Origin of the sequence: Aquisalimonas sp., from assembly GCF_007120195.1 — a bacterium.
Classification (GTDB): domain Bacteria; phylum Pseudomonadota; class Gammaproteobacteria; order Nitrococcales; family Aquisalimonadaceae; genus Aquisalimonas.
Genome location: NZ_SKOG01000145.1, coordinates 39,133 through 53,772 on the forward strand (window position 1 = coordinate 39,133; position 14,640 = coordinate 53,772).

The window sequence follows — 14,640 nt, forward strand, 5'->3', positions numbered from 1 at the left end:
AGTCGCCCCTGAGTGGACCCCTGCCATGACGCAGCCGCCCGCGAGGCTCTACGAGACCACACTGCAGAGCCTGCCCATGGTCCGGCGGGGCAAAGTGCGCGACATCTACGCCGTCGGCGACGATCACCTGCTGATCGTCGCCACCGACCGGCTGTCGGCCTTCGACGTCGTGCTGCCGGACCCGGTGCCCGGCAAAGGCGCTGTGCTGACGCGGGTCTCCAGTTTCTGGTTCCGCCGGCTCCGCTCCATAATTCCGAACCATATGGCGGCCGTTCCCCTGGCGGACGCGGTGCCGGACCGGGCAGACCGAGACCAGGTGGAGGGCCGCGCCGTGGTCGTGCGCCGGTTACGCCCGCTGCCGGTGGAGGCCATCGTGCGCGGCTACCTCAGCGGCTCGGGCTGGAAGGACTACCAGCGCAGTGGCGTGGTGTGCGGGATCCGCCTGCCCGATGGGCTGCGGCAGGCCGAACAACTGCCCGAACCCATTTACACGCCCTCGACCAAGGCCGCCGTGGGCGACCACGATGAAAACGTCGCCTTCGACGTCACGGTGGAGGCCCTAGGTCAGCCGCTGGCCGAGCGGCTGCGTGCGGTATCTCTGCAGCTCTACCGTGAGGCGGCCGCCTACGCCGCCTCCCGCGGCATCATTATCGCCGATACCAAGTTCGAGTTCGGCCTGGATGAGAACGATCAAGCGACGCTCATCGACGAGGCCCTGACCCCGGACTCCTCGCGATTCTGGCCGGCGAGCGAGTACCGTGTCGGCACCTCGCCCCCCAGTTTCGACAAGCAGTTCGTGCGGGATTACCTGGAGACGCTCGATTGGGACAAGACCGCGCCCGGCCCGCGGTTGCCGGAGGAAATTATCCGCAAGACAGCGGCCAAGTACCGGGAGGCGCAACGGTTGTTGGTGGGGGAATAGCGGGCGCCACGGACGTCGCAGCACCGTCAGCGCGATCAGTTTGGCGGCGGATCATGCCCGGATCATATGCACGAATCATGGAGGGGTCGTTCGGTAGCGGGGGTGTCCGGGGTGGGCTCCGGCGCTTCGCCTTTTTCCGTCCCTCCGGCCTGGCCGGCTTACAGCACATCCCTGTGCTGGGCGCCGGTGGCCGCATCCCTGCGACCACCCTTCGGGCCGGACGGCCTGCGGGCCGGAGCTCCGCGAGTCGCCCACCCCGGACACCCCCGCTACCGAACGACCGGCTTTGATGGACATGGTGCCTTCGTTCAAATGGTGGTACGGCCACGTAGACATCCTGATCCGCTGCCAAACCGATCGCGGCGACAGCACCCAGCATCACACGGCGGCCCGTTCCTCGAGAATCGCCACCGCCGGCAGCACTTTACCTTCCAGGAACTCCAGAAACGCCCCGCCCCCGGTGGAGATGTAGGAGATCCGGTCAGCAACGCCGTACCGCGCCACGGCGGCCAGGGTGTCGCCACCGCCGGCGATGGAGAAGGCGTCGCTCGCGGCGATGGCCTCGCTCACGGCACGGGTGCCGCCGCCGAACTGCTCGAACTCAAACATGCCGAGGGGGCCGTTCCAGACGACGGTGCCGGCCTGCCGCAGCAGGGTCGCATAGTGAGCCGCGGTCTGCGGGCCGATATCGAGGATCAGGTCGTCATCGTCCACCTGATCGACGCCCTTGGTGGTGGCCTCGGCGTCCTCGGCGCAAGTCTTGGCAGTGACCACGTCCGTGGGTACCGGAATCTCGCCACCCCGGGCGCGGGCAGCGTCCATCAGGCGCTTCGCCTCGTCCACCAAGGCCGCCTCGTACAGGGAGTTGCCGACGGGGTGCCCGGCGGCGGCGATAAAGGTGTTGGCGATGCCGCCACCGACGATGAGCTGATCCACCACGCCGGAGAGGGATCGCAGCACCGTGAGCTTGGTGGAGACCTTGGAGCCGCCGACGATGGCGATCATGGGACGCTCCGGGGCCTCCAGGGCCTTGCCCAGGGCATCCAGCTCCGCGACCAGCAGCGGGCCGGCGCAGGCCACCGGAGCGTACCGCGCGACGCCGTGGGTCGAGGCCTGGGCGCGGTGGGCCGTGCCGAAGGCGTCCATGACAAAGACGTCGCACAGGGCGGCCATGCGCTGCGCCAGGGCATCGTCATTGGCCTTCTCGCCGGTGATAAAGCGCACGTTCTCGCACAACACCAACTCACCGTTCTCCAGGGCAACGCCGTCGAGCCAGTCCGTGGCCAGCCGCACGGGCTGGCCCAGCAGCGCACCCAGACGCTCCGCCACGGGTGCCAGCGAAGCCGCGGGATCCGGCACCCCCTCCTTGGGCCGACCGAGATGGCTCATGAGCATCACCCGCGCGCCGGCGTCGAGGGCATGGCGGATCGTCGTCAGGCAGGCGCGCAAGCGCGTGTCGTCGCTGACGCGCCCGCCAGCGTCGACGGGCACGTTGAGGTCTTGTCGAATCAGGACGCGCTTGCCGGCCAGATCGAGGTCGGTCATGCGGAGCACGGGCATCGGTCATTTCCTTCCAGGTTGCGGTAACACAGGCCAAAGTTCGCCGGGCCAAAGCGCGAAGCGCTGGCGCCTGGCCGGACTCAGCACGCCATGCACCAGCGTTCCGCCACGTCGAGCATGCGGTTGGCGAACCCCCATTCATTATCAAACCAGAGCATCAGGTGGGCGAGATCGCCACTGACCCGCGTCTGCGTTCCGTCGACGATGCCGGAGCGCGGATCGTGGTTAAAATCACACGAGGCATGGGGTTGCTCGCTGTAACCCAGAACGCCTGCGAGCGAGCCCTCCGCGGCGTCATGGAACAGCGCGTTGAGCGCCTGCACATCGCCTCGGGCGCGCAGCTGCAGGCTCACATCCATGGCCGAGACATTGAGGGTGGGCACGCGCAGGTGCTGGGCATGAATGCGCCCGGCCATCTCCGGCATGAACCGCTCGATCCCGCGGGCGAGCCCGGTGGAGACGGGCACGATGGAACCCAGTGCCGAGCGGGTGCGCCGCAGGTCCCGGGCGTGGTAGCCGTCCACCAGCGGCTGGTCGTTCATCACCGAATGCACGGTGGTGACGCTTGCCGCCTCAACGCCGAAGTGATCCTGCATCACACGCAGCACTGGCAGCAGGCAGTTAGTGCTGCACGAGGCGTTGGAGACCAGCCGCTGCCCTGGGCCCAGGGCAGCGCCGTTCACGCCCAGGACCACCGTGAGATCCACGTCCAAGGCATCGCGCATGGGATGGGCGATCAACAGCCGCGGTGCGCCGGCGCCCAGGTGGCGCTCTGCCTCCACCCGCTCATCAAAACTGCCCGAGCACTCCAGGACCAGATCCACCCGGTGCGCCGACCAGTTCGCCCCCTCCGCGTCCCGGGCATGGCTGACGCTGATGCGGTCACCGTCGACCAGCAGATCGCGCCCATCCACGCTCACGGCACCCGGGAACGGGCCGTGGGTTGAGTCGTAGCGGGTGAGATAGGCGATGCTCTCCAGGTCGGCGGGCTCATTGATCGCCACGATGGCCATGCGGTCCCTGCGCGCACCTTCGTGCAGCGCCCGGAGGATGCAGCGCCCGATCCGGCCGTAGCCGTTGATCGCCAGGCGCAGCACATCAACTCCCCAGTACGGTGCGCGCCTGGGCGAGGACGTTCTCGGTGGTAAAGCCGTAGTACGCGAACAGATCGCCCGCCGGCGCGGACTCGCCGAAACCGGTCATGCCCACGACGCGACCCTGGGGGCCGACAAACCGGTACCAGTATTCAGCGGCAGCGGCCTCAACGGCAACGCGTCGGGTGCAGGCCTGAGGCATAACGGCCTCCCGGTACTCCGCGTCCTGCGCCTCGAACACATCCACCGCCGGCATGGAGACAACCCGCGCGGGCACACCGTCGGCGCGCAGCTGGTCCCAGGCCTCCACGGCCAGAGCCACTTCCGCCCCGGTGGCGATCAGCAGCAACTCCGGCGTGGCGTCACAGTCCCGCAGAATGTAACCCCCACGCCGGATGGCCTCCAGCTGCCCGCTGGTGCGCTCCTGGTGAGGAAGGCCCTGGCGGCTCAATACGAGCGCCGTCGGGCCCTCCTTTCGCTCCAGGGCGGCACGCCAGGCGACCACCGTCTCAACCGCGTCGCAGGGCCGCCAAAGACTCAGGTTGGGAATCATCCGCAGCGCGGGGAGGTGTTCTATGGGCTGATGCGTGGGTCCATCCTCGCCCAAGCCTATGGAATCATGGGTGTAGACGAGCACATTGCGCTGTCCCATCAGCGCTGCCATACGTACCGCATTGCGGGCATAATCCGAGAAAACCAGGAAGGTGCCTCCGTAGGGAATAAACCCGCCGTGGAGCGCCAGCCCGCTCTGGATGGCCGTCATGGCAAATTCCCGCACACCGTAGAAGACGTAGTTGCCATCGCCGTCGCGCGCCGTCACAGGGGTACACCCGGACCACTTGGTATTGTTGGAGCCGGTCAGGTCAGCGGAGCCGCCAATGAGTTCCGGCAGGTACGGGCCGAACCCCTCCAGGGCCTGTTGCGAGGCCTTGCGGCTGGCCACGGTTTCGCCGGCGTCGGCCGCCTTGCGCAGGAGCTCGTCGGCATGTTCTCCGAACGTGCGCGGCAGCTTACCCCTCATTCGGCGTTCGAACTCCGCCGCCAGTTCGGGGTGGGCGCGGCGGTAATCCGCCAGCACCTGCCGCCAGGCGTCCTCGGCGGCCACTCCCGCCTCGCGGGCATCCCACCCCCGGTAGATCGCCTCGGGGACCTCAAACGGCGCATGCTCCCACTTGAGAAACTCACGAGTCGCCTGAATCTCGTCATCCCCCAGCGGTGCACCGTGGACGCTGTGACTACCGCAGGCATTGGGCGCGCCGAAACCAATCACGGTCTTGCAACAGACCAGGGAGGGTGTATCCGTGACTTCGCGGGCCGCGCGGATGGCGGTATCGATGGCCTGACTGTCGTGGCCGTCCACATCCGCGATGACATGCCAGCCGTAGGCGCGAAAACGCCCGGGCGTATCGTCCGTGAACCAGCCCTCGACCTTGCCGTCGATGGAGATGCCATTGTCGTCGTAGAAGACCACCAGCTTACCCAGGCCCAGGGTTCCCGCCAGGGAGCAGGCCTCGTGGGAAATTCCTTCCATCAGGCAGCCATCTCCGGCGAAACAGTAAGTAAAATGATCAATCAACGTGTGCCCAGGGCGGTTAAACTGCGCCGCGAGCACCTTCTCCGCCAGCGCCATGCCCACGGCATTGGCGAGCCCCTGTCCGAGCGGGCCGGTGGTCGTCTCCACACCCGGGGTATAGCCGTACTCCGGATGTCCGGGTGTGCGTGAGTGGAGTTGCCGGAACTGTCGCAGGTCATCCAGCCCCAGTTCGTAACCGCTCAGATGCAGCAGACTGTACAGCAGCATGGAACCATGACCATTGGAGAGCACGAACCGGTCGCGATTCCACCAGCCCGGATTGGCGGGATTATGGCGCAGATAATCGTTCCACAGAACCTCAGCGATGTCCGCCATACCCATCGGCGCGCCGGGGTGGCCCGATTTCGCCCGCTGGACAGCATCCATGCTCAGGGCGCGGATGGCATTGGCAAGTTCGCGACGAGAGGGCATCGGTGATGGTCTCCGGGTAGCAAGTAGGGACGGCAGCAGCTGTGGCGGCCGCCGGGCGCTCTGAAAGCCGTGAATTGTCCCGAAATTTGATGGCTCCGGCAAGGCGGCCCCGGGCCCGCCGACCGGCCGCCGGATGGAGTGAAATCTCCATGGCGGATTGGCGTCGCAGGGGCAAAGAAGGTTGAAATCCTCGCAGAACACGATACGTTAGGGGGAAGCAAATGACGCGGAGCAGCACGTAAAGATAGAGATGTCGCAAGCCTTTCGCCCCGCACTGGCGCTCGTCATAGCACCTGACGTCCCGTGCGTGGGCTCAACGCACCGCATTGGCAAGGCAATGGCGTTGCGTGCCTTCGGGCCGCCGGAGTCGGATAACCTGCATCCCCAGGTGTTCTCATCCTTCTCTGCGGCCAACTAACCAAGAGTTCTTGTAGTGCGGTTGGCTTCTAGCATGAAGCACCGTGAAATGTCCGCAGACTGCACACCGCCAGCGCAGTCTGTGCCACGTGCTGTGCAGCTGCTGCAAGGCGAGTCTGCAGGTTGGAGGATGACGAGATGTGCTCCAAACGCTCCGGACCGAGGGCTGGCTACGGGCGCCAAGATCATCGGGACGGCCGGGCTCGGGCGTGCTGCGCGTACTTTATCCCTGGACGGTGGGAGGTAACACCATGGTTTCAACAGCAACAGATCAGTCTTTCGGCCCGAGGCCGGAGGAGTGTCGTGACACAGACCATTACGTTGAAGAGTACAATTACGGCTTCGTCGACAAATGGGATGACCTGATCGACTGGGACAGCCGCGCCGAGAGCGAGGGCGACTTTTTCATCCAGATGCTCAAGGAGCGGGGCGTCAAGCGCGTCCTCGACGTCGCCACCGGCACCGGCTTCCACTCCGTGCGCCTGATCGAGGCGGGCTTTGACGTGGTCAGTGCCGACGGCAGCGCGGAAATGCTGGCCAAAGCCTTCGAGAACGGTCGCCGCCGCGGGCACATCCTGCGGACCGTACAGTCCGACTGGCGCCGTCTCAACCGGGATGTCCACGGCCGTTATGACGCCGTCATCTGCCTCGGCAACTCCTTCACCCACCTGTTTAGCGAGAACGACCGCCGCAAGTCGCTGGCGGAGTTCTACTCCGCACTCAACCACGACGGCGTATTGATCCTGGACCAGCGCAACTACGACTCGATCCTGGATCACGGCTACTCGAGCAAGCACACCTACTATTATTGCGGCAATGATATCTCGGTCTACCCCGAGTACGTCGATCCGGGGCTGACCCGTTTCCGCTATGCCTTCCCGGACGAGTCCGTGTTCCATCTGAATATGTTTCCGCTGCGCAAGGCGTACACCCGCCGTCTCATGCGCGAAGTCGGGTTCCAGGATGTGCAGACCTACGGCGACTTCAAGGAAACCTACCGCGACAGCGAACCGGATTTCTTCATTCACTTCGCCGACAAGAGCTATACGGAGAACGCCTAATGAGTACCCAGAGCTATACCGGTGCCGTCGCCACGGCCCGGGAGTACTACAACAGCAACGATGCCGACCGCTTCTATCACAATGTCTGGGGCGGCGAGGACATCCACATCGGCCTGTACGAGGACGACCAAGAACCCATCGCTGACGCCAGCCGGCGCACGGTGGCCCACATGGCCGATCTGCTGGGCGAGTTGGGGCCGGATCATCGCGTGCTGGACCTGGGTGCCGGCTACGGCGGTTCCGCCCGCTACCTGGCCACCACCTTCGGCTGCCCAGTGGTGGCGCTCAATCTCTCGGAAGTGGAAAATGAGCGCGACCGGGAGATGAACAAGGCGGTCGGCTTGGATCACCTGATCGAGGTGCTCGATGCCAGCTTCGAGGACGTCCCATATGCGGACGGTCACTTTGACGTGGTGTGGTCGCAGGACTCCTTTCTGCACAGCGGCGACCGTGAAAAGGTCGTCCAGGAGGCGGCACGCGTGCTGAAACCAGGCGGCGTGCTGATCTTCACCGATCCGATGCAAACAGACGACTGCCCGCAGGGTGTGCTGCAGCCCATTCTTGATCGCATCCACCTGGAGACCCTTGGCTCACCGGCCTTCTACCGCGAGACGGCGAAGAAGTACGGGCTGGTGGAAATCGGTTTCGAGGATCACTCGCACCAGCTACCGCGACACTACGGGCGCGTGCTGCAGGAAACCAAGGCCCGCGAACCCAGCCTCGAGGGTCTGATCTCCGCGGAGTATATTGAGCGAATGAAGACCGGACTGCAGCATTGGGTCAACGGTGGCAACAACGGTTACCTGGCATGGGGCATCTTCCGTTTCCGCAAGGCGTAATGCCGCGGGGCGCGCCGGTGTTCCGGTGCCGGCGCGCCATGCTGGTTGTTTGTAACGGATCACTCACAAGAGAGGAGCGACAATGAGCAAGTCCTTCATGTTTACCTCGGAATCCGTCTCCGCCGGCCATCCGGACAAGATGGCGGACCAGATATCCGACGCCATCCTGGATGCCATCCTGGAACAGGACCCCCGCGCCAAGGTGGCCTGCGAGACGCTGACCACGACCGGCATGGTGATTCTCGCCGGGGAGCTGAAAACCTCGGCCAATGTGCCTTACGAGGACATCACCCGCGCGACCGTCAAGCGCATCGGCTACACGTCCTCGGACATGGGCTTCGACGCCGAAACCTGCGCCTTTATTAATGCGCTGGGCAAACAGTCCCCGGACATCAACCAGGGCGTTGAGCGCAAGCTCCCCGAGGAGCAGGGTGCCGGCGACCAGGGCATTATGTTTGGCTACGCCTGCGACGAGACCGACGTCTACATGCCTGCGGCCATCAACTATGCCCATCGCCTTGTGGAGCGGCAGGCCAAAGTGATGAGCAACGGCGCGCTTCCGTGGCTGCGCCCGGACGCCAAGAGCCAGGTGACCCTGCGCTACGAAGACGGCAAGGCCGTGGGGGTGGAGGCCGTGGTGCTCTCCACCCAGCACTCACCGGAGGTCAGCGATAACGAGATCCACGAGGGGGTTATCGAGGAAATCATCCGGCCGGTGCTGCCGAGCCAGTGGCTCAGCAAGCACACCCAGTATTTCATCAACCCGACCGGGCGCTTCGTCACCGGCGGGCCGTTGGGTGACTGCGGGCTGACCGGGCGCAAGATCATCGTCGACACCTACGGCGGCATGTCGCGCCACGGCGGCGGCTGCTTCTCCGGCAAGGACCCCTCCAAGGTGGACCGGTCCGCCGCCTACGCCGCACGTTACGTCGCCAAAAACATTGTCGCCGCGGGCCTGGCCGCGAAGTGCGAGATCCAGCTGTCCTACGCCATCGGCGTGGCCGAGCCCACCTCTGTCATGGTCGAGACCTTCGGCACCGCGAAGGTGGATGAGAGCCGCATCGAGCAGATCGTGCGCGATCAGTTCGACCTGCGTCCCTACGGCATCGTCAACATGCTGGACCTGCTGCGCCCGATCTACTCCAAGACTGCGGCCTATGGTCATTTCGGCCGCGAGGAAGAGGAGTTCACCTGGGAGCGCACCGACCGTGCCGCTGCACTGCGGGATGCCGCCGGCCTCTGAGCCGCGGCATTTCGAGCGCTCGCGGCTGCTGTGATGCACTGCCACAAGCGGGCACGCGAAGCTGTTAGTATCAACGTGTGGGGGCTTTGGGACCCCACCATGGACTGACCGGCTGCGCAAGCGGCCGACGATCCGGCTGAGGAGCGTTGCAACAGGCCCATGGTCTGCCAGGCTCAGCCGGATCCCAATTCACATCAACGGCGCTCAGCGAAATCGGAGTCAGCACCAATGAATGCCGTCGTAGAGAGTCAGAACGACTACATCGTGCGTGACATCGGCCTCGCTGAATGGGGCCGCAAGGAAATCGAGATTGCCGAGACCGAGATGCCCGGCCTGATGTCGGTGCGCGAGGAATTCCGTGCCAAGCAACCCCTGAAGGGCGTGCGTATTGCCGGGTCGCTGCACATGACCATCCAGACCGCCGTGCTCATCGAGGCCCTCGTGGAACTGGGCGCGGACGTTCGCTGGGCCTCGTGCAACATCTACTCCACCCAGGACCACGCCGCCGCCGCCATCGCCAAGCGCGGCGTGCCGGTGTTCGCCTACAAAGGCGAGACCCTGGACGAGTACTGGGAGTACATCCACCGCATCTTCGACTTCGACCAGGGCGCGAACTCCATCCTCGATGATGGTGGCGACGCCACAACCCTGCTGACGGTCGGGGCCAAGGCCGAACAGGACCCCTCCTTCCTGGACCATCCGGGGAGCGAGGAGGAAAAGGCCCTGTTCACCAGTATCAAGGCGCGGCTTGAGACCAATCACGGCTGGTACAGCAAGCAGCTGAGCCAGATCCAGGGTGTCACCGAGGAGACCACCACTGGCGTTGCCAAACTGCTGCGCATGGAGCGGGCCAACGCGCTGCCGTTTCCGGCCATCAACGTCAACGACTCGGTCACCAAATCCAAATTCGACAACCTGTACGGTTGCCGCGAGTCGCTGGTGGACGGCATCAAGCGCGCCACCGACGTGATGATCGCGGGCAAGATTGCCGTGGTGTGCGGCTACGGTGACGTCGGCAAGGGCTCTGCGCAGAGCCTCAAGGCCATGGGTGCCACAGTCTGGGTCACCGAGATCGACCCGATTTGCGCCCTGCAGGCCATGATGGCTGGCCTCCAGGTCGTCACAATGGACGACGTCGCCGACAAGGCCGACATCTTTGTCACCGCCACCGGCAACTACCACGTGATCACCCACGAACACATGCTACGGATGAAGCACAACGCCATCGTTTGCAACATCGGTCACTTCGACAACGAAATCGACGTAGCGAGCTTGCGCAACTACGAGTGGGACAACATCAAGCCGCAGGTCGATCACATCACCTTGCCGAGCGGCCACAAGATCCTGCTGCTGGCCGAGGGCCGCCTGATCAATCTCGGCTGTGCCACGGGCCACCCCAGCTTCGTAATGTCCAATTCGTTTACCAACCAGGTGCTCGCACAGATCGAGCTGGCGCAGAATCGCGACAGCTACGAACATAAGGTCTACGTGCTGCCCAAGCACCTGGACGAGAAGGTGGCAGAGCTGCACCTGAAGAAGCTCGGTGCCAAACTGACGCAACTGTCCAAGGAGCAGGCCGAGTACCTTGATCTGGACGTGAATGGCCCGTTCAAGCCGGACACCTACCGGTACTGAGCGAGCGCCTTTCGGTCCTTCGGCCCACCCGGCGCGGCGCTGGTGACAGCGCCCGGGACGGGTGGCGCGCCGGTGCGCGAACAACCCGCCCGCGCACCGGCGGTACTCGCGATACGGGGGTGATGATATGGAATCCCAGAAGAAACACTCACCGGTCTACAGTTTCGAGTTCTTTCCGCCCAAAAATGAGGAGGGCGAGGAGCGGCTGCGCCGGACCCGCGAGCGCCTCACCGCACTGGGGCCGCGGCTGTTTTCCGTCACGTTTGGCGCAGGCGGATCCACGCGCGAGCGTACGTTCGAGACGGTTTTGACCATTCAGAGGCGCTCCGGCATTGATGTGGCGCCGCATCTGTCGTGCATTGACGCCACACCTGCGAGCATCCGTGAACTGCTGCAGCGCTACCGCGACAACGGCGTTCGGAATATCGTCGCCCTGCGTGGCGACATGCCCTCCGGCACCGGCGGTGGCCCCGGCCACTTCAAGTATGCCAACGAGCTCGTGGAGTTCATCCGCCAGGAGCACGGCGACTACTTTCACATTGAAGTGGGCTGCTATCCGGAGATTCACCCGGACGCGAAGGACGCCTTTGCCGATCTCGAGAACTTCCGACGCAAGGTCAATGCAGGCGCCGACAGTGCGATGACCCAGTATTTCTATGCGCCTGAAGCCTACTTCCGGTTTGTCGACAGCTGCGAGAAGATGGGCGTCGACATCCCGATTGTTCCGGGCATCATGCCGATCGTCAATTTCAAGCAGCTGGCGCGTTTTTCCGACGCCTGCGGTGCCGACATTCCGCGCTGGCTGCGCAAGCGGCTGGAAGCGTTCGACGACGACGACAAGGCGTCCATGCAGGCCTTCGGTATCGATGTTGTCACCCAGCTATGCTCGGACCTCCTCGAGGCCGGCGCCCCGGGGCTGCACTTCTATACCCTCAATCAGGCCAAGGCCAGTGAAGCCATTTGGCATAATCTCGGCCTCACCCGGCGAATGGCCAAGGCCGATTGATCCGGCCCTGTCGGGGCGCTAAGGTGCCAGACGCGTTTTCGGGGGACGGCCCAATGCCCCCGAAAACCTCATCACGTTCAGCACCGTGGCGAAGCACGAAGCCGGAGTTGCCGTCATGAACAATCGCGACATCATCGCCCGCGACCTCAATGCCGTCTGGCACCCCTGCACACAGATGAAGGACCACGAATGGTTGCCGCTGGTGCCCATCAAGCGGGGCCAAGGGGTGTGGCTGGAGGACTTCGACGGCAATCGCTACATCGACGCCATCAGCTCCTGGTGGGTCAACCTGTTCGGCCACGCCAATCCACGGATTAATCAGGCCCTCAAGCAACAGCTCGACGAGCTGGAGCACGTCATCCTGGCCGGTTTTTCCCACAAGCCCGTGGTGGACCTCTCAGAGCGCCTGGTCGACATCACGCCCGCGCCGTTGAGCCGCTGCTTCTACACCGACAACGGCTCCAGTGCCGTCGAAGTGGCTTTGAAGATGAGCTACCACTACTGGAAGAATTGCGGCGATGCGGGCAAAACCAAATTCATCACGCTGAGCCAGAGCTATCACGGCGAGACCCTGGGCACACTGGGGGTCGGTGATGTCGCCCTTTACAAGGAGACCTACAAGCCGTTGCTGATGGAGGCCATTACGGTGCCGTCGCCGGACTGCTTCCATCGGGCGGACGGCGAGAGCTGGGAAAGCCATACCCGCCGAATGTTCGAGCTGATGGAGACGGCCCTTGAGGCCCACGCCCATGAGGCGGCGGCGGTTATCGTCGAGCCGCTGCTTCAATGCGCCACCGGCATGCGTATGTACCACCCCGCGTATCTGGAGTTGCTCCGCGAGGCCTGTGATCGCCACGGCGTGCACCTGATTGCCGATGAGATCGCCACGGGGTTCGGGCGCACGGGCACGATGTTCGCCTGTGAACAGGCCGCGATTTGCCCGGACTTCCTGCTGCTTTCCAAGGGACTCACCGCCGGCTACCTGCCGCTCGCCGTGGTGATGACGAATGACACCGTCTACCAGGCATTCTACGATGATTTCGCGACGCTGCGCGCGTTTATGCACTCGCATAGCTACACCGGCAACCCCCTGGCCTGCCGCGCCGCGCTGGCAACCCTGGACATCTTCAAACAGGACCAAGTCATCGCGCGCAATCGCAGCCTGGCGGAGTACATGCGCCAGGCCGTGTCGCACCTGGAGAGCCACCCGCATGTGGGCGAGATCCGCCAGCACGGCATGGTGCTGGCCATAGAGATGGTGAAGGACAAGGCGAGCCGCGAACCATTCCCCTGGCAGGAGCGGCGCGGGCTGCGTGTCTACCAGCACGCGTTGACCCGCGAGGCGTTGCTGCGACCGCTCGGCAATGTGGTCTATCTCATGCCGCCTTACGTCATCCACGAGGCGCAGATTGACCATCTGGCCACGGTCGCCAGCGAGGGTATCGAGCTGGCGACCCGAGATTGAAACGGGTCGTCGTGCTGGTGCTGCTCAACCGCGCCTGGGCGCCGCGCGCCGGCTTCGGCCCGTCACGCCAGATCCCCCCATAGCGTTTGTAACGCGGCGAGGACAGCGACACCGGCGGTCTCGGTGCGCAGCACGCGCGGGCCGAGACGCACGGGCTCGAACCCGTTCTCCCTGGCGCCGGAGGCCTCCCGCTCGTTGAGCCCACCTTCCGGGCCGATCAGCAATGTGCAGCCCGCCTCCCCGGGGGGTGGCAGATCACTGACCCGGCAGCCCCCCTGCGGATTCAGAAACAGCCGCACCCCGCCGGGGAATTCGGCCCATCGCGAGGACAGGGGGCGGGCATCGTCCAGGGCCGGAAGGAGATTCCGGCCGCACTGCTCGCAGGCACTGATGACGATACTGCGCCAATGATCAACCTTTTTTTGCAGGCGGGCGGGTTCGGTGTTGATGACACTGCGGGCCGTGATCACGGGGATGATCCGGCTGACCCCCAGTTCCACCGCCTTCTGAATGGTCCAGTCCATGCGCTCGCCCTTGCTGATGCCTTGGATCAGCACGGTGTGCAGCGGCGATTCCACGCCGCCGTCGCGGGCCCCCGTCAGGAGGATTGCCACGCGCCGCCGCTCCACGGCAATGACCTGGGCATCATGACTGCCACCCCGACCGTCAAAGGCGACCAGGGGGTGGCCGGCGCGCAGCCGCAGTACCCGGAGATGGTTGGCTGCCGCCCCTTCCAGAGTCAGTTCCACTCCTTCCGCGAGCGGCCCCGGCACGTGGATCCGCGGGATTCGCATGGCGTAACCCTAACAGGATGCTGAAAAAAGGCCATCCTGGCGCTGTTCCAGCTCGCTGCGCCACGGCACATGTCCGCGAATTGCTAGTAGGCCTGCTCAAACGGATTCTCAGCGGGCTGCCAGTCGAACAAGGCGCGGTGGGTCTGGGCCTCGATGTAATCCAGATCGGGGATCAGCGCCGGCTCGCCCTCGGCCAACACCGCCTGCCGCACGACCGGACCCTGACCTTCCGCTTCCTCCACCGGCTCCAGAGCCCGCCGATGGACATTCACCAGCCGCGGAATGCTGCGGGTGCGAACGGCGACGTACGGCATACCGGCGCGTCCGCCCACGGCCTTGAGCACCACGGTCCGGGCCCGTGAACCGGCATCCGCGACGGGCAGGCCATTCAGGGCCTCGAGGGCAACGCAGGGCAAGTGCTGCCCCCGCCACGGCACGAGTCCAAGCAGCCAGTGCGGCTGTTCGGCGTCCCTTGAGCCCTTGGGGGTGGTGTAGTCCACCACCTCCGCAACGATCGTCTCGGGGAGCAGCAGGTTGCTGTCTTCCAGGGGCAGCAGCAGACTGCGCATCGAGTCATCTGTGTCCGGCATCGATCCGTC

At 64.8% G+C, this 14,640-nt stretch carries 12 protein-coding genes and 1 riboswitch; of the genes, 7 read left to right on the forward strand and 5 right to left on the reverse strand.

Features of this window, described 5'->3' with window-relative positions; translation table 11 throughout:
• Positions 1–25: 25 nt before the first annotated feature.
• Positions 26–922 (forward strand): phosphoribosylaminoimidazolesuccinocarboxamide synthase, encoded by an 897-nt coding sequence (locus QZT63_RS10835; protein WP_290651085.1) that lies wholly within the window; start codon positions 26–28, stop codon positions 920–922.
• Between the two features lie 378 nt (positions 923–1,300).
• Here the strand turns inward: QZT63_RS10835 and QZT63_RS10840 are convergent, their stop codons facing one another.
• The 3 genes from QZT63_RS10840 to tkt all read right to left on the reverse strand — a co-directional run bounded on the left by QZT63_RS10840 (position 1,301) and on the right by tkt (position 5,581).
• Positions 1,301–2,482 carry a phosphoglycerate kinase gene (locus QZT63_RS10840; RefSeq protein ID WP_290651087.1) on the reverse strand — a complete coding sequence of 394 codons (1,182 nt, stop codon included), beginning with the start codon at positions 2,480–2,482 and terminating at the stop codon, positions 1,301–1,303.
• An 80-nt stretch (positions 2,483–2,562) separates the two neighbouring features.
• On the reverse strand, positions 2,563–3,579 hold the full coding sequence (locus tag QZT63_RS10845; RefSeq protein ID WP_290651089.1) for a glyceraldehyde 3-phosphate dehydrogenase NAD-binding domain-containing protein: 1,017 nt from the start codon (positions 3,577–3,579) through the stop codon (positions 2,563–2,565).
• Position 3,580: 1 nt separating this feature from the next.
• The gene (tkt, locus tag QZT63_RS10850; protein ID WP_290651091.1) at positions 3,581–5,581 is read right to left on the reverse strand and encodes a transketolase; all 2,001 of its coding nucleotides are present in this window, start codon (positions 5,579–5,581) and stop codon (positions 3,581–3,583) included.
• 668 nt (positions 5,582–6,249) lie between these two features.
• Between tkt and QZT63_RS10855 the strand changes: the two genes are divergently transcribed.
• From QZT63_RS10855 to QZT63_RS10880, 6 genes are all read left to right on the forward strand, one after another.
• Positions 6,250–7,059 (forward strand): class I SAM-dependent methyltransferase, encoded by an 810-nt coding sequence (locus QZT63_RS10855; RefSeq protein WP_290651093.1) that lies wholly within the window; start codon positions 6,250–6,252, stop codon positions 7,057–7,059.
• Entirely contained in the window at positions 7,059–7,898 is an 840-nt protein-coding gene (locus QZT63_RS10860) for a methyltransferase domain-containing protein (RefSeq protein ID WP_290651095.1), read from the forward strand. Before QZT63_RS10855 ends, QZT63_RS10860 begins: the two co-directional genes overlap by 1 nt.
• An 82-nt stretch (positions 7,899–7,980) precedes the next feature.
• A complete protein-coding gene (gene metK / locus QZT63_RS10865; RefSeq protein ID WP_290651097.1) occupies positions 7,981–9,141 on the forward strand; it encodes a methionine adenosyltransferase in 1,161 nt (386 codons plus the stop codon).
• Positions 9,142–9,273: 132 nt separating this feature from the next.
• A riboswitch (S-adenosyl-L-homocysteine riboswitch) is annotated at positions 9,274–9,354 on the forward strand.
• A gap of 15 nt (positions 9,355–9,369) precedes the next feature.
• Positions 9,370–10,776 (forward strand): adenosylhomocysteinase, encoded by a 1,407-nt coding sequence (ahcY, locus tag QZT63_RS10870; protein ID WP_290651099.1) that lies wholly within the window; start codon positions 9,370–9,372, stop codon positions 10,774–10,776.
• Between the two features lie 127 nt (positions 10,777–10,903).
• The gene (gene metF / locus QZT63_RS10875; protein WP_290651101.1) at positions 10,904–11,782 is read left to right on the forward strand and encodes a methylenetetrahydrofolate reductase [NAD(P)H]; all 879 of its coding nucleotides are present in this window, start codon (positions 10,904–10,906) and stop codon (positions 11,780–11,782) included.
• Positions 11,783–11,897: 115 nt separating this feature from the next.
• Positions 11,898–13,247, forward strand: a complete 1,350-nt coding sequence (locus QZT63_RS10880; RefSeq protein ID WP_290651103.1) for an adenosylmethionine--8-amino-7-oxononanoate transaminase — start codon at positions 11,898–11,900, stop codon at positions 13,245–13,247.
• A gap of 62 nt (positions 13,248–13,309) precedes the next feature.
• Here QZT63_RS10880 and QZT63_RS10885 read toward each other — a convergent pair whose 3' ends face one another.
• Together QZT63_RS10885 and QZT63_RS10890 are read right to left on the reverse strand one after the other, a co-directional pair.
• A complete protein-coding gene (locus QZT63_RS10885) occupies positions 13,310–14,041 on the reverse strand; it encodes a 16S rRNA (uracil(1498)-N(3))-methyltransferase (RefSeq protein WP_290651105.1) in 732 nt (243 codons plus the stop codon).
• Between the two features lie 83 nt (positions 14,042–14,124).
• Positions 14,125–14,631, reverse strand: a complete 507-nt coding sequence (locus QZT63_RS10890; RefSeq protein ID WP_290651107.1) for a chemotaxis protein CheW — start codon at positions 14,629–14,631, stop codon at positions 14,125–14,127.
• Positions 14,632–14,640: the final 9 nt, after the last annotated feature.